Annotated in this window: 23 protein-coding genes, 1 tRNA gene and 1 pseudogene; 8 read left to right on the forward strand and 17 right to left on the reverse strand. The window is 61.0% G+C overall.

Annotation, left to right across the window (positions count from 1 at the left end; translation table 11 throughout):
* The first annotated feature begins 45 nt into the window (after window positions 1-45).
* A complete protein-coding gene (locus LB559_RS12110) occupies window positions 46-645 on the forward strand; it encodes a DUF922 domain-containing Zn-dependent protease (protein WP_224674135.1) in 600 nt (199 codons plus the stop codon).
* Between the two features lie 4 nt (window positions 646-649).
* Here the strand turns inward: LB559_RS12110 and LB559_RS12115 are convergent, their stop codons facing one another.
* From LB559_RS12115 to LB559_RS12135, 5 genes are all read right to left on the reverse strand, one after another.
* Window positions 650-1,696, reverse strand: coding sequence for an endonuclease/exonuclease/phosphatase family protein (locus LB559_RS12115; RefSeq protein WP_224674136.1), 1,047 nt, complete (start codon window positions 1,694-1,696; stop codon window positions 650-652).
* A 71-nt stretch (window positions 1,697-1,767) separates the two neighbouring features.
* Window positions 1,768-3,231, reverse strand: a complete 1,464-nt coding sequence (locus LB559_RS12120) for an AMP nucleosidase (protein WP_224674137.1) — start codon at window positions 3,229-3,231, stop codon at window positions 1,768-1,770.
* A gap of 116 nt (window positions 3,232-3,347) precedes the next feature.
* On the reverse strand, window positions 3,348-3,542 hold the full coding sequence (locus tag LB559_RS12125; protein ID WP_027162961.1) for a hypothetical protein: 195 nt from the start codon (window positions 3,540-3,542) through the stop codon (window positions 3,348-3,350).
* A 39-nt stretch (window positions 3,543-3,581) separates the two neighbouring features.
* Complete coding sequence (locus LB559_RS12130) at window positions 3,582-3,740, reverse strand: hypothetical protein (protein WP_224674138.1); 159 nt, start codon at window positions 3,738-3,740, stop codon at window positions 3,582-3,584.
* A gap of 224 nt (window positions 3,741-3,964) precedes the next feature.
* Window positions 3,965-4,306 (reverse strand): DUF2147 domain-containing protein, encoded by a 342-nt coding sequence (locus tag LB559_RS12135; protein WP_013532615.1) that lies wholly within the window; start codon window positions 4,304-4,306, stop codon window positions 3,965-3,967.
* 449 nt (window positions 4,307-4,755) lie between these two features.
* Between LB559_RS12135 and LB559_RS12140 the strand changes: the two genes are divergently transcribed.
* The gene (locus LB559_RS12140; RefSeq protein ID WP_013532614.1) at window positions 4,756-5,022 is read left to right on the forward strand and encodes an SEL1-like repeat protein; all 267 of its coding nucleotides are present in this window, start codon (window positions 4,756-4,758) and stop codon (window positions 5,020-5,022) included.
* Between the two features lie 393 nt (window positions 5,023-5,415).
* Window positions 5,416-6,537 carry an ABC transporter substrate-binding protein gene (locus LB559_RS12145; RefSeq protein ID WP_013532613.1) on the forward strand — a complete coding sequence of 374 codons (1,122 nt, stop codon included), beginning with the start codon at window positions 5,416-5,418 and terminating at the stop codon, window positions 6,535-6,537.
* Window positions 6,538-6,614: 77 nt separating this feature from the next.
* On the opposite strand, the gene LB559_RS12150 is transcribed toward LB559_RS12145, so the two are convergent.
* The 8 genes from LB559_RS12150 to LB559_RS12185 all read right to left on the reverse strand — a co-directional run bounded on the left by LB559_RS12150 (window position 6,615) and on the right by LB559_RS12185 (window position 13,993).
* The gene (locus LB559_RS12150; RefSeq protein WP_224674139.1) at window positions 6,615-8,597 is read right to left on the reverse strand and encodes an acetyl/propionyl/methylcrotonyl-CoA carboxylase subunit alpha; all 1,983 of its coding nucleotides are present in this window, start codon (window positions 8,595-8,597) and stop codon (window positions 6,615-6,617) included.
* Window positions 8,598-8,760: 163 nt separating this feature from the next.
* The gene (locus LB559_RS12155) at window positions 8,761-9,135 is read right to left on the reverse strand and encodes a hypothetical protein (protein ID WP_224674140.1); all 375 of its coding nucleotides are present in this window, start codon (window positions 9,133-9,135) and stop codon (window positions 8,761-8,763) included.
* Between the two features lie 39 nt (window positions 9,136-9,174).
* Complete coding sequence (locus LB559_RS12160) at window positions 9,175-9,546, reverse strand: hypothetical protein (RefSeq protein WP_224674141.1); 372 nt, start codon at window positions 9,544-9,546, stop codon at window positions 9,175-9,177.
* 39 nt (window positions 9,547-9,585) lie between these two features.
* Complete coding sequence (locus tag LB559_RS12165) at window positions 9,586-10,056, reverse strand: hypothetical protein (RefSeq protein ID WP_318014163.1); 471 nt, start codon at window positions 10,054-10,056, stop codon at window positions 9,586-9,588.
* Between the two features lie 93 nt (window positions 10,057-10,149).
* Complete coding sequence (locus tag LB559_RS12170) at window positions 10,150-11,757, reverse strand: carboxyl transferase domain-containing protein (RefSeq protein ID WP_224674142.1); 1,608 nt, start codon at window positions 11,755-11,757, stop codon at window positions 10,150-10,152.
* 2 nt (window positions 11,758-11,759) lie between these two features.
* Window positions 11,760-12,923, reverse strand: coding sequence for an isovaleryl-CoA dehydrogenase (locus LB559_RS12175; RefSeq protein WP_224674143.1), 1,164 nt, complete (start codon window positions 12,921-12,923; stop codon window positions 11,760-11,762).
* A 63-nt stretch (window positions 12,924-12,986) separates the two neighbouring features.
* The gene (locus LB559_RS12180; RefSeq protein ID WP_224674144.1) at window positions 12,987-13,637 is read right to left on the reverse strand and encodes a TetR/AcrR family transcriptional regulator; all 651 of its coding nucleotides are present in this window, start codon (window positions 13,635-13,637) and stop codon (window positions 12,987-12,989) included.
* 71 nt (window positions 13,638-13,708) lie between these two features.
* A complete protein-coding gene (locus LB559_RS12185) occupies window positions 13,709-13,993 on the reverse strand; it encodes an acylphosphatase (protein ID WP_063173625.1) in 285 nt (94 codons plus the stop codon).
* Between the two features lie 175 nt (window positions 13,994-14,168).
* Between LB559_RS12185 and LB559_RS12190 the strand changes: the two genes are divergently transcribed.
* The gene (locus tag LB559_RS12190) at window positions 14,169-15,161 is read left to right on the forward strand and encodes a helix-turn-helix domain-containing GNAT family N-acetyltransferase (RefSeq protein ID WP_013532604.1); all 993 of its coding nucleotides are present in this window, start codon (window positions 14,169-14,171) and stop codon (window positions 15,159-15,161) included.
* A 35-nt stretch (window positions 15,162-15,196) separates the two neighbouring features.
* On the opposite strand, the gene LB559_RS12195 is transcribed toward LB559_RS12190, so the two are convergent.
* The gene (locus LB559_RS12195) at window positions 15,197-16,309 is read right to left on the reverse strand and encodes a pyridoxal phosphate-dependent aminotransferase (RefSeq protein ID WP_224674145.1); all 1,113 of its coding nucleotides are present in this window, start codon (window positions 16,307-16,309) and stop codon (window positions 15,197-15,199) included.
* 117 nt (window positions 16,310-16,426) lie between these two features.
* Here LB559_RS12195 and LB559_RS12200 point away from each other — a divergent pair, with 117 nt between their 5' ends.
* Window positions 16,427-18,100 (forward strand): tetratricopeptide repeat-containing sulfotransferase family protein, encoded by a 1,674-nt coding sequence (locus LB559_RS12200; protein ID WP_064993362.1) that lies wholly within the window; start codon window positions 16,427-16,429, stop codon window positions 18,098-18,100.
* Between the two features lie 67 nt (window positions 18,101-18,167).
* Here the strand turns inward: LB559_RS12200 and LB559_RS12205 are convergent.
* Window positions 18,168-18,348 (reverse strand): annotated as a pseudogene (locus LB559_RS12205) (IS5/IS1182 family transposase); the annotation flags it as partial.
* Between the two features lie 243 nt (window positions 18,349-18,591).
* Window positions 18,592-19,740 carry a porin gene (locus LB559_RS12210; RefSeq protein ID WP_127371729.1) on the reverse strand — a complete coding sequence of 383 codons (1,149 nt, stop codon included), beginning with the start codon at window positions 19,738-19,740 and terminating at the stop codon, window positions 18,592-18,594.
* Between the two features lie 451 nt (window positions 19,741-20,191).
* On the opposite strand from LB559_RS12210, the gene LB559_RS12215 reads away from it, so the two are divergent.
* The 3 genes from LB559_RS12215 (at window position 20,192) to LB559_RS12225 (ending at window position 22,888) form a co-directional block, all read left to right on the forward strand.
* Window positions 20,192-20,282: transfer RNA gene (locus tag LB559_RS12215), tRNA-Ser, on the forward strand.
* A 139-nt stretch (window positions 20,283-20,421) separates the two neighbouring features.
* Window positions 20,422-21,561 (forward strand): porin, encoded by a 1,140-nt coding sequence (locus LB559_RS12220; RefSeq protein WP_224674146.1) that lies wholly within the window; start codon window positions 20,422-20,424, stop codon window positions 21,559-21,561.
* A gap of 241 nt (window positions 21,562-21,802) precedes the next feature.
* Window positions 21,803-22,888 (forward strand): tyrosine-type recombinase/integrase, encoded by a 1,086-nt coding sequence (locus LB559_RS12225; RefSeq protein ID WP_224674147.1) that lies wholly within the window; start codon window positions 21,803-21,805, stop codon window positions 22,886-22,888.
* Between the two features lie 59 nt (window positions 22,889-22,947).
* On the opposite strand, the gene LB559_RS12230 is transcribed toward LB559_RS12225, so the two are convergent.
* On the reverse strand, window positions 22,948-23,847 hold the full coding sequence (locus LB559_RS12230; RefSeq protein ID WP_224674148.1) for an alpha/beta fold hydrolase: 900 nt from the start codon (window positions 23,845-23,847) through the stop codon (window positions 22,948-22,950).
* Window positions 23,848-23,924: the final 77 nt, after the last annotated feature.

The raw sequence follows: 23,924 nt of genomic DNA on the forward strand, positions 1-23,924 counted from the left end.
GCCGCGCGCTTATGGTTCCATTCCTTGACGATAAGGAGATGGCCAATGCGCCTGGCGGTTCTGGCATGCCTTGTGGCGATCGGTGCGCTGTTCGGTTTGGCTTCGGCGGCCCCGGCCGGCACCAGGGTGGTGGTCAAGACGCGGACCTACGACATCACCGGGAACACGGGGCTGGCACTAGTCCAGGCTATGGACCGCAAGGGGCCGAAGCACGGCTTCATGACGCATGCCATCGCGCTGACCGGCTACGCTGTGGATTGGGACCTCGACACCAGCCAGGACAATGGCGTCTGCCGCTTGCGGCGTGCCAACGGCACGCTCAATCTCTTCTACACGTTTCCGCGTGTCGCCTCGGCCACCACCCCGACGCTCCGGAAGCGCTGGACGCGGTTCTTCGCCGGCGTCCGCGCCCATGAGGAAACCCATGGCCGCATCGCCAGGGAGATGATGCGGGCCACGGAAAGATCCATCTCCGGCCTCAGGGTTGCCGACGACCGGTCCTGCTACAAGACACGTCGCGAGGCACAGCGACGCATCAAGGCCACCAATGCCGCATATGAGGCCAAGCAGCTCGCTTTCGATGCGCGCGAGCATCGCGACGGCGGCCATGTCCAGCATCTCGTCATCGCTTTGGTCAGGCCCTGATCCTTCAGCCTGGCGTCTTGCCGGTCTGGACAATGGCCGCGGTCGCGGTTTCATGTTCATCGAGCGGCTTTTGCTGGTTCAGCCTGAGCGAGAACTCCACCATGACCGGAAGGTGATCCGAGCCGGTGTCTTCCAGCCGTATCGCCGAATGGATCGTCACGCCGCCCTTGCTGAAAACCTGGTCGATCGGCAGGCCGGCGAAGCGCCGCAGGAAATCCGGCAGCCTGATGTGGATCCAGGTCGGGCCGGCGGAAGGCATGACGGTCAGCCCGCCAAGCGCCGCGACTCGCCGCACTGCGGCACTCCATGGGGCGGCATTGCAGTCGCCCGCCATGATGGCCGTCTCGCCGAGCGCGGAAAGCGGCTCCGTCAACTCGCCGATCTGCCAGTACTGCTCGCGTGGCCAGGGCCAGCTGAGATGGATCGCGGCGACATCGACGTCGATGCCGCCGAAGTCGACGGTCGCTGTCGCCATGGCACCACGCCTTTCGCAACGCGCCTCGGTGCCGGCGGCAAAGGGCCGCCGCGAGAGCAGCGCGACGCCGAATATCTTGTTAGGGTAAGGACAGAGGATACGGTATGGATATGCGCTGCTGATATAGCCAAGCTCGGTCGCCCACATCGCCGACACCTCGTCGAGGGTGATCACGTCGGGATTGGTCCGGCCGATCAGCGACAGCACCTTCTTCGGCGTTGGATTGTCGTAGCGCAGGTTCATCTGCAGCAGCTTGTAGATCGCGCGGTCTTCGTTCTTGGCTTCATAGGCCGCCTGAACCGGCCACAGGCGGGAGAAGGACACCGAGCCGGAAGTGGTGGCGAAGGCCGCCACGGCAAAAAGCAGTGCCACGGCCGCTTGCAGTCGAAATGTCGTGGCCAGCAGCGGCAGTGCGCAAAGCGCCATCAGCACGGCAAGGTGGACGCGGAAATGCGAGAAGGAATCGAAGGCGGGATGCAGCGTTCCGAAAAACCCGGCCACCAGCGCGATCGAACAGGCCAGCATTGCCAGGAATGCAACCGAAATCAGCAATGTCCCGAAGCCCGCTTTCTCCATGCCGCCTGCTTATCGGCAGAAATGCGGCTCAATCAAGATGGCGAAACGCCCATGCGATGCGTGGAACCGGCCTACTGGAACGCCGTTTCCGAAAAACTTCTGAGCTTGCGCGAATGCAGCCGCTCCATCGGCATTTCCGCGAGCTTCTCCATAGCCCTGATGCCGATGGTCAGGTGCTGCGCCACCTGGCGCTTGTAGAATTCGGTCGCCATGCCGGGCAGCTTCAACTCGCCATGCAGCGGTTTGTCCGAAACGCACAGCAGCGTGCCGTAGGGAACACGGAAGCGGAAGCCATTGGCGGCGATGGTCGCCGATTCCATGTCGAGTGCGATGGCGCGAGATTGCGACAGACGCTGTACCGGCCCACGCTGGTCGCGCAGTTCCCAGTTGCGATTGTCGATGGTGGCGACGGTGCCGGTGCGCATGATGCGCTTCAGGTCGTAGCCCGAAAGGCCGGTGACTTCGGCGACGGCTTCCTGCAACGCCACCTGGATCTCGGCCAGCGGCGGGATTGGCACCCAGACCGGAAGATCGTCGTCCAGCACGTGGTCCTCGCGCACATAGGCATGCGCCAGCACATAGTCGCCAAGCGCCTGCGTGTTGCGCAGGCCGGCGCAGTGACCGAGCATCACCCAGGCATGCGGCCTCAGCACCGCAATATGGTCGGTGATGGTCTTGGCGTTGGAAGGCCCGACGCCGATATTGACCATGGTGATGCCGCCATGTCCCGACTTCTTCAGGTGATAGGCCGGCATCTGCGGCAGGCGCGGCGGTGCAACGCCTTCGCTGGGCGCGCTCTGCCCGCCCTTGGTGATGACATTGCCCGGCTCGACGAACTCCGTGTATCCGCCGCCGCCATTGGCCATCAGGTCGCGGGCGCGGGCGACGAATTCGTCGATGTAGAACTGATAGTTGGTGAACAGCACGAAGTTCTGGAAATGCTGCGGCGTGGTTGCCGTATAGTGCGACAGCCGGTGCAGCGAATAGTCGATGCGCTGCGCCGTGAAGGGCGCCAGAGGCCTCGGCTCGCCGAAGGCGACTTCGAAGGTGCCGTTGGCGATCTGGTCGTCGGTGCCGTCGAGATCGGGCACGTCGAACAGGTCGCGGATCGGCCGCTTGATACGCTCTGCCGCCGCGCCGTCGACATGGGTGCCTTCAAGGAAGGCGAAATGCAGCGGGATGGGTGTGGTCGATTCCGACACCGTGACCGCAACCCCATGATTGCGCATGATCAGGCGCAACTGCTCGACGAGGTAGCTTTCGAACAGGCCCGGCTGGGTGATGGTGGTGGAAAAATGCCCAGGCGTCGGCATATGCCCATAGGCCTGGCGCGAGTCGATCTGGGTGAATGAGTTGGTGGTGACGCCGATCTCCGGATAGAAGGCCCGGTAGCGCTTGCCATTATCACCGCCTGCTGCCGCCAATTCTGCGAAGGAGTCGCGCAGGAACCTGGTGTTGCGATCGTAAAGCGCCTGCAGTGCCTTGACGGCCTTTTCGGCGCTATCAAAGCTTTGCCGGCCAAAAGGCTCCGGCATGACGACAGATTCGATGGCTTGTGGGTAGATTCGCTTTTCCATGGCTCAATATAGAGACTTGGATCGGCACTTGGGAGGGGTGTCGCGACCGAAGGCGGTCAAAGCGCCGTTTTTCTTCAACCGCGCTGCAGGCTGACCAGAAGCACAAAGCCGACGCCGGACTTCTTCAGGGCCGGTGCGTCGATCGTCGAGCCGGTGTCGGCGCGCATCATCGGTACGGCCAGGACCGGAGCGGCCAGAACCGTCAGGATAAGCGCCGCCCGCGGCAGAAGCCGAAGGGTCTTGAGAGCGTTGGCGGCGATGCGGTTCATGGCGTTCAGCTTTTCTTTTCGAGGTCTTGGTTTCTTTGTTCAGTTGCGAAGATGGGTGGGGCAGGCGAGGCGGCAGGTTCTGGAACTGGCTTCGTCCCAGGCGCGGGCCGGACGGCCCACTTCAGCGACGAGGATGGCGAAGAACATTCCAAACAGGCTCACCAGCAGGCAGACGATGGTGAAGCGGCGAGCAAGCATTGGGTCGGTCTCCTTCAACACGCCGGAGAATGCCCTGATGCAACTGAACCGGCTCTGATGGCGGCGTTCATCTGCGGTTCAAGATGATTGACGGGGTTTCGACGGCGCCGGCGTCGGTTGGATAGCCGCCGGCCTCCATCGAGCATCACCGGCGCAGGATGTATCGACAAAACGAAAACGGGGCCCGTCGGGGCCCCGTCATCAGGTCGGAAAGATGCGCTCGATCAGAGCTTGTGCCAGGTCTGGCTCTTGCAGATCAGCCCGCCGAGCACGCAGCCGCTCATCTTGAGAGAGGTGCCCGACAATGTCGCCTTGCCCGAATAGGTCTTGTCGTTTGCCGGATCGGTGATGTTGCCGGCATATTTGTTGTCGCCCGTCGCCTTGAGCGAGCCGATGGTCTTGCCGGCATATTTGCCGGACTTGAGCGTGATGGAAAACGAGCCGCCGCCAGCGATGGCTGCGGTGTCGCCGGCCTGCGTCTTCCAATTGCCCTCGATCGGATCGGCCCAGGCCGCACCGGCCATGATCAACGTGGCCGCAAGGGCCAGGCTCACTCTTCGAAACATGTCTTCCTCCCTTTAGATGTCCGGCCGGATGCTCCGCCTCGCCGGTCTGCCGCTTACGCAAACGTAAGCTAATCCAGCTCCCGGCAAAACAAAAGCGGTGCCGCAACGGAAGACTTTCGGATTTTGAAGGGCCCCGAATGCGCCTCCTGGCCAAGGAAATGAAACGATCGGCGCATCGCCTTTGTCTCCTGTGGTTAGCGAAGTCTTGAATTGGCATCGGGAAATTTTCGTCAAATTTGACGCAAGCAGGCTGAATTGCTGGCTTTGTATCCTTAACGAATTTCCGCGTTTACCTCTTGTTTTAGCTTTGTTTTCCTCAAATTAAGCACGCCATTTAACGACGGATTCAAGCCTGCACGGCATTCTCGAAAGCATCGGAAGAGCAGCCGCCAAGGACGAAAGAAGGCAGCTCTCGGGAGCCTGACAGGGGCCGGAAACAGGGGATTGAAATGGCACGTTTTGAAATGCTTGAAGCAGGTTTCGGCGCCATGGGGGCAACTGCCCAGGCCGACATCCTTTTCGAACTGGGCATGATGTATGCGACCGGCCGCGATTGCGAGACCGATGTCGTTGCCGCCCACAAATGGTTCAACATCGCCGCCATCAAGGGCTCGGCCCGCGCCGCGGAACTGCGCTCGGAACTGTCGGCGGCCATGTCGAAGGTCGAGATCGCCACGGCGCTTCGCGAAGCCCGCGAATGGATGACCATGCACTGAAATCTGCCAATCGCAGACAGGCCTATCGAAGACAGGGAAGCTCCGGGATCAAGGCCGCACAGACGGCCGGACCCGGCGAAATTGAAGGCCGCGCAAGACGGTCACGAGGGCAAGCGAAAGAACGCGGCAGGCCGCAAGGCCCAGTCGTGCGCGACACAGGGAAGCTGAGCGGGATTTTTAGGGGCGGGGGCGCCTGGAGATTGCTCGACGGGCAAAAAAGCCACGACCAGCCGGAACAAGGCTGGCGTGGCTTTTTGCGTGGATCACGTCTTGCAGGCCCAATCGAGCGGCGCCAATGCGCCTAGACAGGCCGAATGAAGGATGAAATTGTCCCGCCTCTCTGGAAGAAGCGTGGCCGGGGCGGCCGCGCGTGAGTGGAGGAGTTCTACCATCATGAAAAAATTGAGTATTTTGAACGCGGCCATATTCGGCCTGATGATGAGCACGCCGGTCGCATTCGCCGACGATATCACCTTTGCGGTGATTGGCCCGATGACCGGACAGCTCGCCACCATCGGCGATCAGTTCAAGCAGGGCGCACAGGCCGCTGCCGATGCGATCAACGCCGCTGGCGGCGTCAACGGCTCGATGATCAAGCTTGATATCGAAGACGACCAGTGCGATCCCAAGCAGGCGGTGTCGGTTGCCAACCGCGTCGTCGCCGATGGCGTCAAGTTCATCGACGGCCATGCCTGCTCGGGTTCGAGCATTCCGGCCTCGGCCGTCTATGCCGAAGCCGGCGCGCTGATGATGAGCCCGGCTTCTTCCAACCCGGTGCTGACCGACGCGGCCGCCAAGGCCGGCTGGCCGACGATCATGCGCCTTTATACGCGTGACGATGCGCAGGGCGCCTTCATCGGCCCATGGATCGCCAAGAAGTTCGCCGGCAAGAATGTCGTCGTCCTGCACGACAAGAGCGCCTACGGACAGGGCGTGGCTGACGCCGTCAGGGCAACGATGAATGCCGGCGGCCTCAAGGAGGTCTATTATGACGGCATCAACGCTGGCGAGAAGGACTATTCGGCTCTCGTCACCAAGCTCAAGGACTTGAAAGCCGACGTCGTCTATTTCGGCGGCTACCATCCTGAAGCTGGCCTGATCCTGCGTCAGTCGGCGGAACAGAACCTGAAGTTCCAGCTGATCATGCCGGACTCCATCGCCTCGCCGGAATTCTGGCAGGTCGCTGGCCCGGCCGGCGAGGGCACCATGTTCGTCTTCCCGTCGGATCCGCAGGCAAAGCCGGAAGCCAAGGCAGCCGTCGAGAAAATCAAGGCCGGCGGTTTCGTGCCGGAGGGCTTCACGCTGTTCTCATACGCCACCATCCAGGCATTCGCCGAAGGCATCAAGCGTGCCGGCAGCGACGATCCGGCCAAGGTTGCCGAGGCGCTGAAGAACGGCACGCCGATCAGCACCGTTGTCGGTAATGTCACCTTCGACGAGAAGGGCGATCTCAAGAATGCCAGCTACGACATCAACCAGTGGCATGACGGAAAATATGCGCCGATCGCGCAGTAATCGCCGGCCCGGCGACTGAATAGCATAGAGAAATGGCCGGGTTCGTCCCGGCCATTTTGTTGTTTACCTTCAAACCGTCAGCTGGCTACAGCGGTCGGGATAGCTTGTTCCTCGAAGAATCGCACCAGCACTGTCCCGTCGGTCACCTGCGCGCCCTCGGTGGCAATCTCGGCGATCACGCCGTCATGCGGCGCGGCGATGGTATGTTCCATCTTCATCGCCTCCAGGATCAGCAGCGGTTGGCCCTTGATCACGGCATCGCCCTTTCCCACGCGCACCAGCTTGACCAGTCCCGGCATCGGCGCGCGCAGGCTGCCTGAACCCGCCGCTGCCTCGTCGGCCCGTGCCAGCGGGTCCGGCACCGTAAAGGTGTAGCCGACGGCGCCTTCGAACACGGTGATGTGGCCTGGCCAGCGGGCGAGGCGTGGTGTTGAGCGAAAATCATGCGAATTGGTGTCGTCATAGGGCTTGTCCAGCGTCACCTGGAACCGCCCGTCATACCGCACCGAAACTTTCGCCACGATTTCGTCTTCGCCAAACTTCAAACGTGTGCGTCGCGCCACGCTGTGGAAATGCGCATAACCGGCAAGCGACGACCACGGATCGTTGGGTGACGGCGATGCTCCGGCGCCGGAGGCCGCAACGGCCGCGGCAGCGATGGTTTCGCCGGTCGGCGGCGCGACCTCGGTCAGCGCCGTCTGGTGCCTGGCGATCAGGCTGGTGTCGACATCGCCTGCGGCGAAATCCGGATCGGCGGCGAGAGCGGCAAGAAAGGCGGTGTTGACGGTCGAGCCGGCGATCTCGGTCCGGGATAGCGCCGCGCCAAGCGCCTCCAGAGCCGCCTGCCTGTCCGTTGCGTGGACGACCAGCTTGGCAATCATCGGGTCGTAATAGGGCGAGATGGCGTCACCCGCTCGCACGCCAGTCTCGATGCGCATCGTGGCGCCTTGCGGGGCCGCATCCGGAAATTTCAGATGATGCAGCGTACCGGTCGCCGGCAGGAACCCTTTTGCCGCGTCCTCGGCATAGATGCGCGCCTCGAAGGCATGGCCGACGAGCGCGATCTCGCTTTGCGTCTTGGGCAGCTTTTCGCCTGACGCGACCCGCAACTGCCACTCGACCAGGTCGGTGCCGGTGACCATTTCGGTGACCGGGTGCTCGACCTGCAGACGGGTGTTCATCTCCATGAACCAGAAGCGGTCGGCCTTCAGACCCTGCGAGGCATCGACGATGAACTCGATGGTGCCGGCGCCTGAATAATTGATCGCTTTGGCGGCCTTCACCGCCGCCTCCGTCATCGCCTTGCGCAAAGCGGGCGTCATGCCGGGCGCCGGCGATTCCTCGATCACCTTCTGGTGGCGGCGCTGCGCCGAGCAGTCGCGCTCGTAGAGATGCACGACATTGCCCAAATTGTCGCCGAAGACCTGCACTTCGATATGGCGCGGCTTGTCGACATATTTTTCGACCAGCACACGGTCGTCGCCGAACGCGGCTTTCGCCTCGCGCCGTGCGCTGGACAGCGCCTCGGAAAACTCATCGGGATGCTCGACCCGGCGCATGCCCTTGCCGCCGCCGCCGGCGCGCGCCTTGATCAGCACTGGATAGCCGATCTCGCGCGCCTTGGAGGCAAGCAGCACGATCTCCTGCGCCTCGCCATGATAGCCCGGCACGACCGGCACGCCGGCCTTTTCCATCAGCCGCTTGGCGGCGTCCTTCAGCCCCATGGCACGGATAGAGGCCGCGGATGGGCCGACGAAAATAAGCCCCGCCGCTGTCACCTGGTCGACGAAATCGGGATTTTCCGACAGGAAGCCGTAGCCGGGATGAATGGCTTGCGCACCCGTTGCCAGGGCCGCCGCGATGATCTTGTCGCCGCGCAGATAGCTTTCGCCGACGGGCGAGGCGCCGATATGCACCGCCTCGTCGGCCATCTCGACATGCAGGGATTTTGCGTCGGCATCCGAATAGATGGCGACGGTACGCACGCCCAGCTTCCGAGCCGTACGGATGACACGGCAAGCGATCTCGCCGCGGTTGGCGATCAGGATCTTGGCGAACATGGAGCCTCCGCATGTAAGGTTCGAAGTCCATGGGAAGCATGGCGCTTGAACACCCCCCTCTGACCGGCAGGACAGAGGGGGGTGCTGTCCCGCGAGCCTTTTAAGCCCTCGGAGTAAACCTCTCCCTTACCAGGGAAGTGCTCTACCTTGCGGTCGGCTGTACCTACTTCGAGGCCGCGATCTCGCAACTGCCGCCGGTCGTGACTTTGTAGTGGCCGCGGGTGGACTGACAGGATTTCATCGCCAACTCTTCGGCCGTCTTTTGAGATAGTGCGTTGAGGTGGCCGCCGCAAACTATGTACGACGACATTATCCGTGCGTAGGGAGTGGTTGCGTACGCTGAATGGCCACCGGCCGCGACATAGGCCTTGTAGGCCTTGGTGCAGGGATCCTTGGGATTTCGCGGCAGGTACGGCGGGAAACGCTTGTCTCCCTCGCTTCCCGCCAGTGAGCCGGCCATGCCCGCTCCGGATGCTGCGAACACCAGCAATACAGCCAATATCGCCATGGCTGTTCGCTTGGAATTCGTGGATTTCATTTTGTCTTCCCCAAGGAGAAAAACCGGGCGCTTTCCGGTCTATTTGGACGCGGCGATGCTGCAGGCGCCGGCGACGGTAACCTTGTATTTGCTTTTGCTGGCCTGACAGGATTTCAGTGCCAGTTCCGCCGCCGCCTTTTGTGACGATGCATTCAGCTTCACGCCGCAAACGAAGTACTCGGTCGCCGGAACGATTGGCGTCGCCGCGAAAGCCGAATGGTCTGCGGCTGCGAGATACGCTGCATAGGCCTTCCCGCAGCCCCCGGTGGTTCCTATAGGAATGGTCACCGGGTAGCGCACGTCGCCCTTGCTGCCTGCCAGCGATCCGGCCATGGCAGCGGTGGAGGCCGCCACCATCAGCAAGCCTGCCACTATGGGGGTGGCTGCTCGTTTGCAGGTCCCGGATTTCATTCTGCTTCCCCCATTCGCAAAAAAGTCTCGGCCGGTTGCTTATTTCGATGACGAGATTGCGCAGCCGCCACTCGCGGTCTTGAGCTTCCACCGTGTCAACCCGGCCTGGCAATTGCGCAGCGCCGTCTCTTCCGCCGCCTTCTGGGACGGCGCGTTGAGCTTCGTCCCGCAGATGATGTAGAGGTCGACAACGCGCGAATAAAAGGTTGTGGCGTAGGCCGAATGGCCGCTCGCCGCGACGTAACCCTTGTAGGCAACGTTGCATTCGCCCGAACCCAAGGTCGGCGGAAAACGCACGTCTCCCTTGCGTCCTGCGAGCGATTCCGCCGAGCTGATGCCGGTCGCCGTTAATATTAGAAATGCGGAAAGTATCGAAGCAGCCGTTCCCTGGCAATATTTCAGTTTCATTTCCAGCCCGTCCCCATTGTCCCATGCTGGATAAACAGTAGCGAATATTTTGTCCCCCCGCCAGTTCACTGTTTGAGATTCGAAGCCGCCTATACTGACCAATCGCTTGGTCCATACAGTTCAGCCTTTTCACACGGCAGCAACGGCCTGCCGGTATAGTTCCGCCGTTTGGCTGTCGAAGTTGACCGTCCATTCTCACATCCGAAACACGCCAAAGCGCGTGTCCTCGATTTCGGCGTTGAGCGCGGCCGACAGGCTGAGCGCCAGCACGTCGCGCGTCTTTGCAGGATCGATGATACCGTCATCCCAGAGGCGTGCGGACGAATAGAGCGGATGGCCCTCATGCTCGTATTTCATCAGGATAGGCTTCTTGAATTTCGCCTCTTCCTCGGCGCTCCATTCTCCGCCCTTGCGCTCGATGCCTTCGCGTTTGACCATGGCAAGCACCGTTGCCGCCTGTTCGCCGCCCATCACCGAGATGCGGGCGTTCGGCCACATCCACAGGAAGCGCGGTGAATAGGCGCGGCCGCACATGCCGTAATTGCCGGCGCCGAACGAACCGCCGATGATGACAGTCACCTTCGGCACCCTGGCGGTGGCAACCGCCATCACCAGCTTGGCGCCATCCTTGGCGATGCCGCCTGCTTCATATTTTCGACCGACCATGAAGCCGGTGATGTTCTGCAGGAAGACCAATGGAATTTTGCGCTGGCAGCACAGTTCGATGAAGTGCGCGCCCTTCAGCGCGCTTTCGGAAAACAGCACGCCGTTGTTGGCGATGATGCCGACCGGCATGCCATGGAGATGGGCAAAGCCGGTGATCAGCGTGGTGCCGTAATTCTGCTTGAACTCGTCGAATTCGGAACCGTCGACGACGCGCGCGATGACCTCGCGCGCGTCATAGGGCTGGCGCAGGTCGGTCGGCACGATGCCATAAAGTTCATCCGCCGGATGAAGCGGCGGAATCGCTCTCCTAGAGTTCAGGCTTACAGTCTTGTTCCGATTCAGGTTCTTGACGATGCGCCGGCAGATGGCGAGGGCATGGTCGTCGTCCAGCGCATAGTGGTCGGCAACACCGGAAAGCCTGGTGTGCACATCCGCACCGCCGAGATCCTCGGCACTGACATCCTCGCCCGTCGCCGCCTTCACCAGCGGCGGGCCGCCGAGGAAGATGGTTGCCTGATTGCGCACCATGATCGTCTCGTCGGACATCGCCGGCACATAGGCGCCGCCCGCCGTGCACGAACCCATGACGCAGGCGATCTGCGGAATGCCTGATGCCGACATGTTGGCCTGGTTGTAGAAGATGCGGCCGAAATGCTCGCGGTCGGGAAACACCTCGTCCTGGTTGGGCAGATTGGCGCCGCCGCTGTCGACGAGGTAGATGCAGGGAAGATTGTTCTGCAGCGCGATCTCCTGCGCCCGCAAATGCTTCTTCACGGTCAGCGGATAATAGGTGCCGCCCTTCACGGTGGCGTCGTTGACGACGACCATCACCTCGGTGCCTTCGACGCGGCCGATGCCGGCGATCATGCCGGCCGAAGAGATCTCCTCGCCATACATCGACCATGCCGCGAACTGGCCGATCTCGAGGAAGGGTGAGCCGACATCCAGCAATTGCGCAAGGCGCTCGCGCGGCAGAAGCTTGCCGCGCGAGACATGGCGCTCACGCGCTTCCTCCGAACCGCCGAGCTCGACGGTGGCAGCCTTCTCCGCAATGTCGGCGACCAGCGCCCGCATGCGTTCGGCATTGGCACGGAAGGTTTCGGAGGAGGGGGAGATCTGGGTTTGCAGCGTGGCCATACCTACACCCCCTCCGCCATGATCTCGCGGCCGATCAGCCAGCGGCGGATTTCGCTGGTGCCGGCGCCGATCTCGTAGAGCTTGGCGTCGCGCAACAGGCGGCCGGTTGGATAGTCGTTGATGTAGCCGTTGCCGCCAAGCAGCTGAATGGCGTCGAGCGCCATCAGCGTCGCCTTCTCGGCGGCAAACAGCACGCAGCCGGCGGCATCCTTGCGCGTCGTCTGGCCGCGATCGCAGGCGGCGGCGACGGCATAGACATAGGCGCGCGCGGCATTCAGCGTCGTGTACATGTCGGCCAGCTTGCCCTGCACCAGTTGGAACTCGCCGATCGCCTGTCCGAACTGCTTGCGCTCATGCACATAGGGGATTGCCACGTCGAGGCACGCCGCCATCAGGCCGATCGGGCCGCCGGCAAGCACCGTGCGCTCATAGTCTAGGCCAGACATCAGCACTTCGACGCCGCGCCCTTCCTCATGCAGCACGTTGTCGAAGGGCACCTCGACATCCCTAAACACCAGCTCGCCGGTGTTGGAGCCGCGCATGCCGAGCTTGTCGAGCTTTTGCGCCACGGAAAATCCGGCAAAAGCCTTCTCGACGATGAAGGCGGTGATGCCGCGCGATTTCAGGTCCGGATCCGTCTTGGCATAGACCACCAGCGTCTCGGCGTCCGGCCCGTTGGTGATCCACATCTTGGTGCCGTTGAGCACGTAGCGGTCATTGCGCTTTTCGGCGCGCAGCTTCAGCGAGACGACGTCCGAGCCGGCGCCGGATTCCGACATCGCCAGCGCGCCGACTCGCTCGCCCGAGCACAGTGGCGGCAGGTATTTTTCCTTCTGCGCCGGCGTCGCCCAGCGGTTGATCTGGTTGACGCAGAGGTTGGAATGGGCACCGTAGGAGAGGCCGACCGAGGCCGAAGCGCGCGAAATCTCCTCGACGGCGATCACATGGGCGAGATAGCCCATGCCGCTGCCGCCGAAATCGGGGTCGGCGGTGATGCCAAGCAGGCCGAGCGCACCGAGTTCGCCCCACAGATGCACCGGGAATTCATTCGAGCGATCGATGTCGGCGGCGATCGGCGCGATCCGGTCCTGGGCAAAGCGCCGCACCATGTCGCGCAGCGCCTCGATCTCTTCGTCATGCCCGAAGCTGAGCGTGTTGGTGTACATTTTTCTCCTCCCTGCGCATGACCCCGAAAATCGACTTTGATTCGAAAAGGGATCATGCGCGAATCAAAATGCTGCAGCGTCCTTTGCGCGTCCGAAGGGACGCGCGGCGCTGTAGGCGTCGATCTTCGCGCCGACGAGCCGCATTGTCATTGAAAGATATGTTGTGGTCACTTCAGCGATCGACAGCCGTTCGCCCGGCCGAAACCAGACGATGACGCCGGTCATCATCTGGATCAGCGCCATGGCGGTCAGCCCGGTGTCGTCGATGCTGAAGGTGCCCGTCTCGGCGCCGTCGCGCAGGATGGTGCGCAGCTCCTTCTCGTAGGCAGTGCGCATGCGCAGGATCTGCGTCAGCCTTTCCGGCGACAGGCTGCGCAATTCCATGTTCGACACATGCGTGGCGTGCCGTCGCTCGATGTGGAAAGTGATGTGGTTTTCGACATAGGCCGAAAGCCGCTGCACGGGATCGGCATTAACCGGGCGAGCTGTTTCCCACGCTTCGGTCAAACCTTCCATGTGCTCGCGCATCAGCGTGAACAGAAGCTCTTCCTTGGTCGGAAAGTAGCGGTAGAGTGCGGCCGCCTGTACGCCGACCTCGGCGGCGAGCTGTCGCATCGACATCGCCTCGTAGCCAAAACGCGCGATCAGATTGACCGCCGCCTCACGAATGGTCGCTTCGGTCTTTTCGCCATCAGACCCGGCGGTGCGTGCCATGTCAGCTCCTCTGCGGAGCAATAATAAAACGAACGTTTAATTAATTCAAGGCGCTCAATCCAAATCCGCCTTCATGCCACGATCCTGAACCCAACAGAGGCGTTGTCTGCCTCCAACTCCTCGACGTCGACCTTGGAAACCAAAGCCCCGGCCGGCCCTTTCCAGAGGCGCTCGATCATTGTCGAGACCGCCTCATCGAGGCCTGCGATCTCGGCCGTTACGGACCCGTCCGCTTCATTGCAAACCCAGCCCGCAAGACCAAGGCCCGTGGCCTCATCCCGGGCCCAGGCTCTGAAGCCGACGCCTTGCACGTTGCCGTAGACGCGTGCGTGCACTTTCCTGCGATGACCAGCCATGAATCTCTCCAAGCCTGTCTCGTTTTGAATCTGGCGCACGGCCTGAGGAATGCAACCTGCGCGCGGACGCAATAGCTGGGCCTTCCGGCTTTAGCTGGCCTTCTGGCCTTGAATTTAATTGACTCAGTCCACTAATTTAGGAAAATGGAACTGCTTTATTAGGAGCTGGCCGCAAATGTTGGACGAACGCAACGCATTGGTGGCCGATGTCCGGCGCTTCAATCGCTTCTACACGCGCACTGTCGGCCTTCTCGACGAGACGCTGACACAAAGTGCATTCACTTTGACCGAGGCGCGCGTGCTGTTCGAACTGGGTCACCGCAGCAACCCGGCTTCCGCCGAAATCGCCGGCGAGCGAGGTTTCCTGGTTGGGGCTTTTCGGCTGGAGAATGGCCCGGCGGCCTCCGAAATATCGAGACAGTTGCGTGTCGATGCCGCCTATCTGACGCGGATCCTGCGCAAGTTCGCGGGCCAGGGGCTGACCGAGGCCAGAACGGACCCGGCTGACCGGCGCCGAAGGGTCCTCTCGCTGACCGCAAGGGGCGAGGCAGCGCTTGCCAGGCTGCAGGCGGCGGCCGATCGGGATACGGCGCGGCTGATCGAAAGCGTACCCGACGACAGGTTGCATGAACTGCGCAGCGCCTTGCGCAAGGCGGGGGAATTGCTGGGTGATCCCACCCGTGAAAGCGGCGAGGTGACGTTGCGGCCGCACCGCGTCGGCGATGTCGGCTGGGTCGTGCAGCGCCAGGCCCAACTTTATGCCGAGGAATATGGCTGGACGATCGAGTTCGAGGCCATGCTCGCCGAGATCGGCGCCGATTTCATTCGCAATTTCGTGCCCGGCCGCGATTTCTGCTGGATCGCCGAGCGCGGTGGTCAGCCGGTCGGCGCGGTGTTCCTGGTTCATCAGGATGACAAGGTGGCCAAGCTGAGAATGCTGCATGTCGAGGCGTCGGCGCGCGGCTTCGGCATCGGCAAACGACTGGTGGCGGAATGCGTGAACCAGGCCCGGGCTTGCGGCTACGCCAAGCTAGTTCTGTGGACCAACGACATCCTCGTTGCGGCGCGCGCGATCTACGAACGTGCCGGCTTCAGGCTGGTCTCGCAGGAGCACCACCGCAGCTTCGGCAAGGATCTGACCGGCCAGACCTGGGAAATGGATTTGTAGGCGGCTTTTGCTGCCGGTTGCGCGCCAGCGGTATCCTAATTACCCCGCGCTGCCGCCAAAGCACCGGGAAGTTCCTCGGCAAAAATGTCGAGCTCGTGATCGAGGCCGACGCTGACGCGGATGCAGCGGTCGAGCCGTGGCACCATCGGCTTGCGGATGAAGACGTCGCGTGACAGCAGGGCTTGCAGAACTTTCAGCGCGAAGGCGCCATCGCCGCAGCAATCGATGGTGACGAAATTGGTCGCCGACGCCAGTGGCTTCAGCCCGTTCGCCTCGGCAATGCCGGCGATGCGTCGGCGGCCGGCCGCGACCCGCGCCACCACGCTTTGCAGATAGTGCTGATCGGCGAGCGCCTCGACGCCGGCGATCTGCGCAATGCGGCTGACGCCGTAATGGTTGCGGATCTTCTCGAAGTCGCGGATCACCTGGGCCTCAGCGATCGCATAGCCGCAGCGTATGCCCGCCAGCCCGTACGCCTTCGAGAAGGTGCGCATGCGGATGACGTTTGGCCTGGAGATATCGATCGGCGGCAGCGCCGAGGCCGGCCCGAGTTCGCCATAGGCCTCGTCGAGCACCAGCATGGTGGTTTCCGGCAGCGCCTCGATGAAGCGGATGATCTCGCTCGCCTCCCACCAACTGCCCATCGGATTGTCGGGGTTGGAGAGATAGACCAGCGGGGCCTTGTCCCTGTGCACCGCCGCCAGCAGGCCATCCAGGCTTTCCCGGTCGTTCTCGTAAGGGACCGTCACCAGTCGTCCGCCGACACCGGCGATGTGGAAGTTGAAGGTCGGATAAGCGCCGAGCGAGGTGACCACAGCATCGCCGGGCGCCACATACATGCGTGCCACCAGGGCGAGCAGGCCATCTATGCCTTCGCCGACAACGACGTTCTCTGCTTTTACGCCGTGATGCGCGGCTACCGCCACCTTCAGATCGTGATTGTCGGGATCGCAATACATCCACATGTCGCCGGCGATCTCGGCCATGCGGGCGATGACGCGCGGCGAGGGACCAAAGCTGCTCTCATTGGCGCCGATGCGGGCGCGAAAAGCGCGGCCACGCTCGCGCTCCTGCGCTTCGGGGCCGACAAACGGCACCGTCGAGGGAAGCGCTGCGATGAGCGGCATGAGGGGAGGGCGCTGATGCATGGTGGAAGCTCGCTTGAAAGGGCCTTCTTGCTAGCGCGCCGGATGGGTCGGTGCAAGTTGCCGCTGGGCAGATCCGTAACGCTGGATTCTTTCGGCCGCTTTTGCTAGCGAGACGTGATGAACAACCGTCTGCCGCCTGCTTGGTCAAAGCACATCAAGCCCGGACCCGCGCCGAAAGCGAAGGGGCCGATACTCAAGCCGACAATGAGCCAAGGAAACGCTCAATCGCGAGCGCAGGCCGACGAAGCGCTGCTGAACCAGGCCTATGCCCTTCAGCAGGCCCAGCGGCTCGACGAGGCCCAGGATCTGTGCCTTCGGGTGCTGGCGCGCACGCCAAACCATCCGCTCGCTCTGTATATCCTGGGGACCCTATACCAGCGTTACGATGACGAGATGGCCTTGCGATATTTCGCGCGGGCGGTCGGCGAGGAACCTAAAAACCCCTACTACCACCTCAGCCTTGGCGAGGCCTATGTGAAGGTCAGCGAATATTCGCCTGCCATCAAGCATATGCTGTATGCCTTGGAACTGCAGCCCGGCCTTATCGAGGTGCTTTGTGCACTGGGGCGCGCCTACACCAAGTTTGACAAACCCGACATGGCTTTGCCGCTTTACGAGAAGGCGCTCAAGATCAACCGCGATCATCCCAAAGTGCGGGCGGGGCTGGCCAGCGCGCTCAGCGGCCTGGGGCGCATGGATGAGGCCGCCGCCTTTCTGAAAGAAGCAATCGGACGTCGCATCGACGTGCCGGCTGCCTACAACGACCTTGTACAGACGAAAAAATTCACCGAAGAGCCGGAGGAACTCCAATCCATCCTGCGTGAACTCGGCAATCCCAAGCTTGATCCGGACGGTGCTTACAAGCTCCATCACGCTGCCGGCAAGGTACTGAACGACCTCAAGCGCTACAGTGAGGCATTCGACCATTTTAACAGGGCGAAACGGGCCTCCGGCTACACCTTCGATATCAATCTGTATCGCCGCTGGATCGACTCCCTGATTGAAACCTTCACGCCGGACTTTCTGGCGGCCAGGGCCGGCTATGGAAATCCTTCCGAAGTGCCTGTGTTCGTGGTCGGCATGCCGCGGTCGGGCACAACGCTCACGGAACAGATCTGCGCCAGCCATCCCGATGTTCAAGGGGCAGGCGAGCTTAACAAATTGAGGCGGGTCGCCAATGCAATCGGCCTTAAAACCTCATCGGCCGGCGATTTGAGCCGGCCGGCCATGTCGGTCACGCAAGACCTGTCCAGAACGCTGGCGGAAGAGCATCTGTCCTACCTTAGGGAGTGGGCGCCTGCCGCGCTTCGCGTGGTCGACAAGATGCCGCACAATTTTGAAATGATCGGCCTTATCGGTCTTCTCTTTCCCAACGCGCGCATCATTCATTGCCGCCGTGACGCCATCGACAATTGCGTCTCTTGCTTTGTCCAGACCTTCAACAAAGGACACAGCTACAATACTGATTTGCGGATACTGGGTCTGTACTATCGTGAGTATGACCGACTGATGCGCCATTGGAACGAGGTTTTTCCAGGCCTTATATTCGAAAATCGCTACGAAACGCTGGTCGAGGATCAGGAGGCGCAGTCACGCCGCCTCATAGATTACCTTGGGCTGCCCTGGGATGACGCCTGCCTGCGTTTTTTCGACAGGGATGGTTCGGTCAACACGCCCAGCCGCTGGCAGGTCCGCCAACCGATCTATACATCGTCGGTCAAGCGCTGGAAAAATTATGAAAATGAAATTCAGCCGCTGATTGATGCATTGGGCGACCTGGCGGACAAATAATCCGTCGACTGTGAACAATCCGGACCTAAGCGGCGACCGACCTGGGTCGGAGGTGAGGCAGGGTGATCTAGAGCGACAAAAATCTCTTCAGCCATATGAGCAGGGAGGAGAAGTCATAGCCGGCGGCTGCCAGGATGGCGTTGAGGGCATCGCCTGCTGGCCGGAGAGGTAGTTGCGGCCCATTCTGTGTTCGCTCTTGATGTTGCCGGGCTCGACCGCGAGCGCCGCCGCATCTGGCGCTTGATGCTTCTGGCCGGCGGTGAAGGCCTTGCCAGACCAATGGCTTGTGGATAGTTCGCGGTCGACCAATCCAATTCCGAAATTTGCTACGAACTTTGCGGCAAGGCGTCCGTGAGCTTCGCTGTTGAGGCCGAACCAAAGGTAAGACAGCGAGCTGCAGCACCATGTGTAGTGGTCGCATAAAAGCTTAAAAAAACCCGGCGGTTGCCCGCCGGGTTTTCGATCTCGCCGAAGCGATGTCTAGACGTCTATTAGAAGGAGCGCTGGAAGCGGAGAATGCCGCCGATGTTGCTCTTCTTGTCAGCGCCGAACCAACCCTTGTTAAGGTCGTCACTGCCGACGTTCTGGTAGTCGACTTCGGCCGTGACCGTGAAGCCCGGAACGACGTCATAAGCGACGTTCGCCGCAATGCCGAGGTTCTTCCAGTCATCATACGAGACCTGAGCGTTGAACGAGGTCTTCTCGTTGAACTTGTAGGTGCCACCGCCCCACACTGCCCAGTTGCCGCCCCACTGCTTGTACATGCCGCGACCGCCAGCTCCGACCAGCGGATCATCGCCGAGGTTGTCGTCGGAGCCGTAGCCACCCATGACCCACAGCGACAGTTCGTTCGAGACGTTCACGTCCAGGCGAACCTTGCCGGCAACTTCTTCGTAGTTGCTGTCATACGAGACAACGCCGGTGATGGCGCCCCAGCCCTGCGTCCACTTCACGCCGCCGACAACATGCGGAACATAGCTGTCGATCGAGTAGTCGCCATAACCTTCTTCCAGCGAGACCACTGCCGAGAAGCCGTTGCCGGCGTCGAAGTAGTACTGGATGACATTGGTGTCGAAGCCGCCGTAGGGAACAATCGTATCCTGGATGACGTTGCCGGCATAGCCGATGAACGTATCGAAGGCCGATTCGTCTTTACCGACGCGCAAGCCGCCGAGCTGGATCCAGGCGAAATTCAGCGTGGTACCCTTGTTGTGAGCCTGCCAGTCGCCGGCAAACTCATCGGTATAGTCGCCGGTGTTGTTGCCGAAGTTGAAGCGGGTTTCGGTGTAGGTCTTCAACGTGCCGAGTTCGGTCTCCTGGCCGGTCCAGGTCTTCAGCGTGAAGCGAGCCTGCTTGTAGTAGGTGTCGTGCTCGTCGCCGGCGTTCATGCGGTCCGGAACGTTGTTGACGCCATCGTTGGTGCCGTGATCGCCCACGCCGATATCGTAGCGGATGTAGCCGCCGATGCGCAGGCAGGTCTCGGTGCCGGGGATGTAGAAGTAGCCAGCGCCATAGACGTCGCAAATCTTGACGTATTCAGCGGGTTCCGGCTCGGCGACGACGACGGCGTCGGCGGCGCGCGCACCGGAAACTGCGATCAGGGCCGCAGCGGAGCCGAGGAGAAGGCTCTTGATGTTCATTTTCTGACCTCCAGTCAAAAGTTAAAAAACGGGTCTGGGTATTCTTTGCTGAAGGACAGCGTTCCCTGCCCCATCCCCACTACCGAAAAAGATGCGCACCGCGCCGCTCCTTCGAAATCGACATTACTCATGAGGCGGCGGCGTTCAACCACGATCGTACCGGTGAAAGGGCTGCCTGGCTGCTATCCCCTGGCGTTGTTGCACAAATGACACGATTTGGCCTCACTCAGAAAGCTCTCGTTAACCATCAGGCCCGCCGCAACCCCTTGTTTGCCGCCGAATCCGGCGATGGACCGACGGAATCATGGCGAGTTCCCGAGTCGCTAGCCAGGAAACAACCGCAGAACCGCCACATGCATGGAAGATCGCGGTTCGGCGCCTTCTTATTTTTTCAGATAATGATGCGGGCTTGTTGATTGTGCCGGCGCTTTTCTTTATCCAGCGGCGCAACGGAGAGGTGGCCGAGTGGTCGAAGGCGCTCCCCTGCTAAGGGAGTAGAGGTCAAAAGCTTCTCGTGGGTTCGAATCCCATCCTCTCCGCCATCCTGCTTCGCGCTGCGCGCTTCGCAGGAAAAATCTCCTAACAATAACAAATTGATAGTCGAAGGAAGCGCCGTTCCTGTGGCGTCGCCTGACTCTCCGCAAGCCACTGTTTCATTCGATTCTGACTGGAGGTCAGAAAATGAACATCAAGAGCCTTCTCCTCGGCTCCGCTGCGGCCCTGATCGCAGTTTCCGGTGCGCGCGCCGCCGACGCTGTCGTCGTCGCCGAGCCGGAACCCGCTGAATACGTCAAGATTTGCGACGTCTACGGCGCTGGCTACTTCTACATCCCCGGCACCGAGACCTGCCTGCGTATCGGCGGCTATGTCCGTTACGACATCGGCGTGGGTGATGCGGCTTCTTTCGACGGCGTCAACAACGTTCCTGATCATCTGGACGGTGATGACAACGACACCTACTACAAGAACGCCCGCTTTACGCTGAAGACCTGGACCGGCCAGGAAACCGAACTCGGCACGTTGAAGACCTACACCGAGACCCGTTTCAATTTCGGCAACAGCGGTGGGGATTATGCCTTCGGTGATCCGGATGGCGCCGGTTCTTTGACTGGTGACAGCTGGCAGGCTCGTAATAGTGGTGTCTCGCTGAATTTCGCCTGGATCCAGCTCGGTGGTCTCCGCGTCGGTAAGGATGAATCGGCTTTCGATACGTTCGTCGGGTACGCTGGCAACGTCATTCAGGATACGCTGGTGCCCTACGGCACCTTCGATACCAATGTGGTTCAGTACTACTTCGATGCTGGCAACGGCTTCTCGGCCGTTGTTTCGCTCGAAGAAGGCTCGGGCGACAACACGATCGACAGCTATGTTCCGCATGTCGTCGGTGGCGTGAAGTACACGCAGGGCTGGGGCGCCATCACCGCGGTTGCTGCTTACGACAGCAACTACGAAGCATGGGCCGGCAAGGCTCGCTTGGATGTGAATGCCACTAACGAGCTGTCGCTGTTCTTGATGGCCGGCTACGGAAGTGACGACGACTTCCTGGATCCGAACACGGGCCACAACTTCTTCAAACTGTGGGACGGCAGCTGGGCTATCTGGGGTGGTGGCAGCTATAAGTTCAACGAGAAGACCTCGTTTAACGTGCAGGCTTCTTATGACGATGGCAAGAAGTTCGGCCTGGCCGCTAACATTGCTTACGACATCGTCCCCGGCTTCACCATCACCGGCGAAGTTGACTACGTCAATGCGGCCGACAGCGACTGGCATGACAGCTACGACGGCATCGGCGGCATCCTCCGCTTCCAGCGCTCGTTCTAAGGGCTGGTTCCTTACAGGTGAAATCCAGCCCGGGCGCGCAAACGCCCGGGCTGTTTTTGTTTCGTGACTGGATCAAGGCAAACAGAAGGATGGGGGTAACGGTAGCTGAATGAATCCGTGGAGTGGTTTCGTGGGATCCGCTGATGCGCGGATGAGATCACAACTGCGTGATTAAAATCTCTTGAAAGGACGCTTCCAAGCGGATAGGTCTGATCTATCCACTCGGGGGTGTGGCGAATAAATGACAAACGAAGCAATTCAAGGGGGCGTGTCCTCTGATCCCTTTGCGATGTTTTCTTCTCAAAAAATAAAATACAGCTTCAATAAAATAAGAGAAGTAAAGTCGCATCGGGTCGGAGATCTTTTTTCAGCATATCGAGACATATTATGGGATGATGGGCGGCATAAGTACAATGTCAGCTCGTTCATCGGCGAGATAGACGAGATCCTCCTTGGGGAGCGTTTCAGCGCCTTTGACCAAAGTACCCTGGACAACCTTATCGGCACCTTGCGCCAGCGCGGCAACAGCAACGCAACCATCAATCGAAAGATGGCTGCCCTCAGCAAACTGCTGCGCAAGGCTTACAAGATGGGAGATATCCACAGCCTGCCCGAGTTCCGCCGCCAGAAGGAGCGGGCCGGTCGGATTCGCTTCCTCGAAAGGGACGAAGAGGCGCGCCTGTTCGCCGCCATCAAGAGCCGCAGCGAGGATGCCTACAGGCTTTCCGTCTTCCTGGTCGACACCGGATGCCGTCTTGGCGAGGCGCTCGGGCTGATCTGGAACGACATCCAGGAGCATCGCGTCTCCTTCTGGATCACCAAATCCGGCCGCAGCCGCACCATTCCAATGACCGAGCGGGTCAAGGAGGTCATCAAGCTGCCTCCCACTGAGGGTCGCCGGCCCAAAGGACCGTTCACCAAGCTCAGCCAGGCACAGTTCCGTGCCATCTGGAACGACGCGAAGGCCGAAGTCGGCCTCGGCGCCGACGATCAGGTGGTGCCGCACATATTGCGCCATACCTGCGCCTCGCGTCTTGTCCAGGGCGGCATCGACATCAGGCGCGTGCAGATGTGGCTCGGCCACCAAACGCTGTCGATGACGATGCGCTACGCGCATCTGGCCACCAACGATCTCGATGGCTGTGTCATCGTGCTGGAAACGCCTCGATCGACTCAGCCGGGCGGCAATTGCGCTGAAGGCCCCATGTTTTCTTCGCCCGTGACGACGCCTTCGTCGCCGACGGCAGAGCGGAAAAAGAGGGACGGGGCAGCCGCCGCCGCTAAGGAGTCGCCGAAAGCGACTCGGAAAAGTTCAAAAGCCAAGTAGGCTGAAGAAACTTGCCTATACTATCTTATCTATCCCGTGACCTTGTTCGGTCATGGGATTTACTTCAGGATATTCTTCCGCTCGGCTTGATCGAGAAAGGCGGCTATGTAGCCCGGTAGGCTGCCGGTCTCGAGGAATGGCGCATGGCCCTGGTCCTCGACAGTGATCGTCTCCATCATGGAATGGCGCTCTCTCATCTGCTTGAGCGTGTCTATCGACAGCAATCTCGAATTGGCACCACGTATGGCGAGCAACGGTATGGCGGCCAACGCCTCGAATTGCGGCCATAGGTCAGGCAGCTTCTGCGTCAGATCGAGACTGGCAACGGTATCCACCAGCTTCGGATCGAAATCCGGCACCAGCCCACCATCCGTTTCGCGGTAGAGAGCCCATACCATCCGATCCCAATCGGCGCCGGCAAGAGCGGGGAAGTCTTCGCCATGCACGCTGCGCTGGGCGGCCGCCGCCTGTGTGCGGGTTTTCGGTGCCGGGTCGCGCTCGAGATAAGACTGGATATGGGCAAGTCCGGCCGTCTCGATCATCGGTCCGATGTCGTTGAAAACAATGGCTTTCAGGACGGATGGCCGCATCGTCCCGAGCACATGAATGATCAATCCCCCGCGCGAGGTGCCGATGAAGGCCGCTTCTCCGATGTTCAGCGCCGCCAGCCCGGCGAGAATGTCGCCGGCCTCCACGCCGACATTGTAATTTTTGACGTCGGGATCATAAGCCGACTGCCCGCGCCCGCGGTAGTCGAAGGCGATGACCTTTCGTGGAGTTGCCGCATGCGTCGACAGATAGAGCGCCAGCTCGTGAAAATCCCTGGCATTGCGGGTCAGGCCAGGCAGGCAGACAACCGGCCAGGGTCCGGAATTGGCCTCGCCATAGACGCGCGCATGGAGTTTTAACCCGTCCGGTGCGCTGTAGAAGAAGTCGGAAAAAAGTTGCCCGCTTGCCATCGGAATGTGCGACCTCGCTGTATCAATCTGGACAGCTACAGGCGAGGGCAGGGATGGTCAATAAAAGGCGCTCTTGC

The organism is Mesorhizobium sp. BR1-1-3 (genome assembly GCF_020165455.1).
Lineage (GTDB): Bacteria > Pseudomonadota > Alphaproteobacteria > Rhizobiales > Rhizobiaceae > Mesorhizobium > Mesorhizobium ciceri.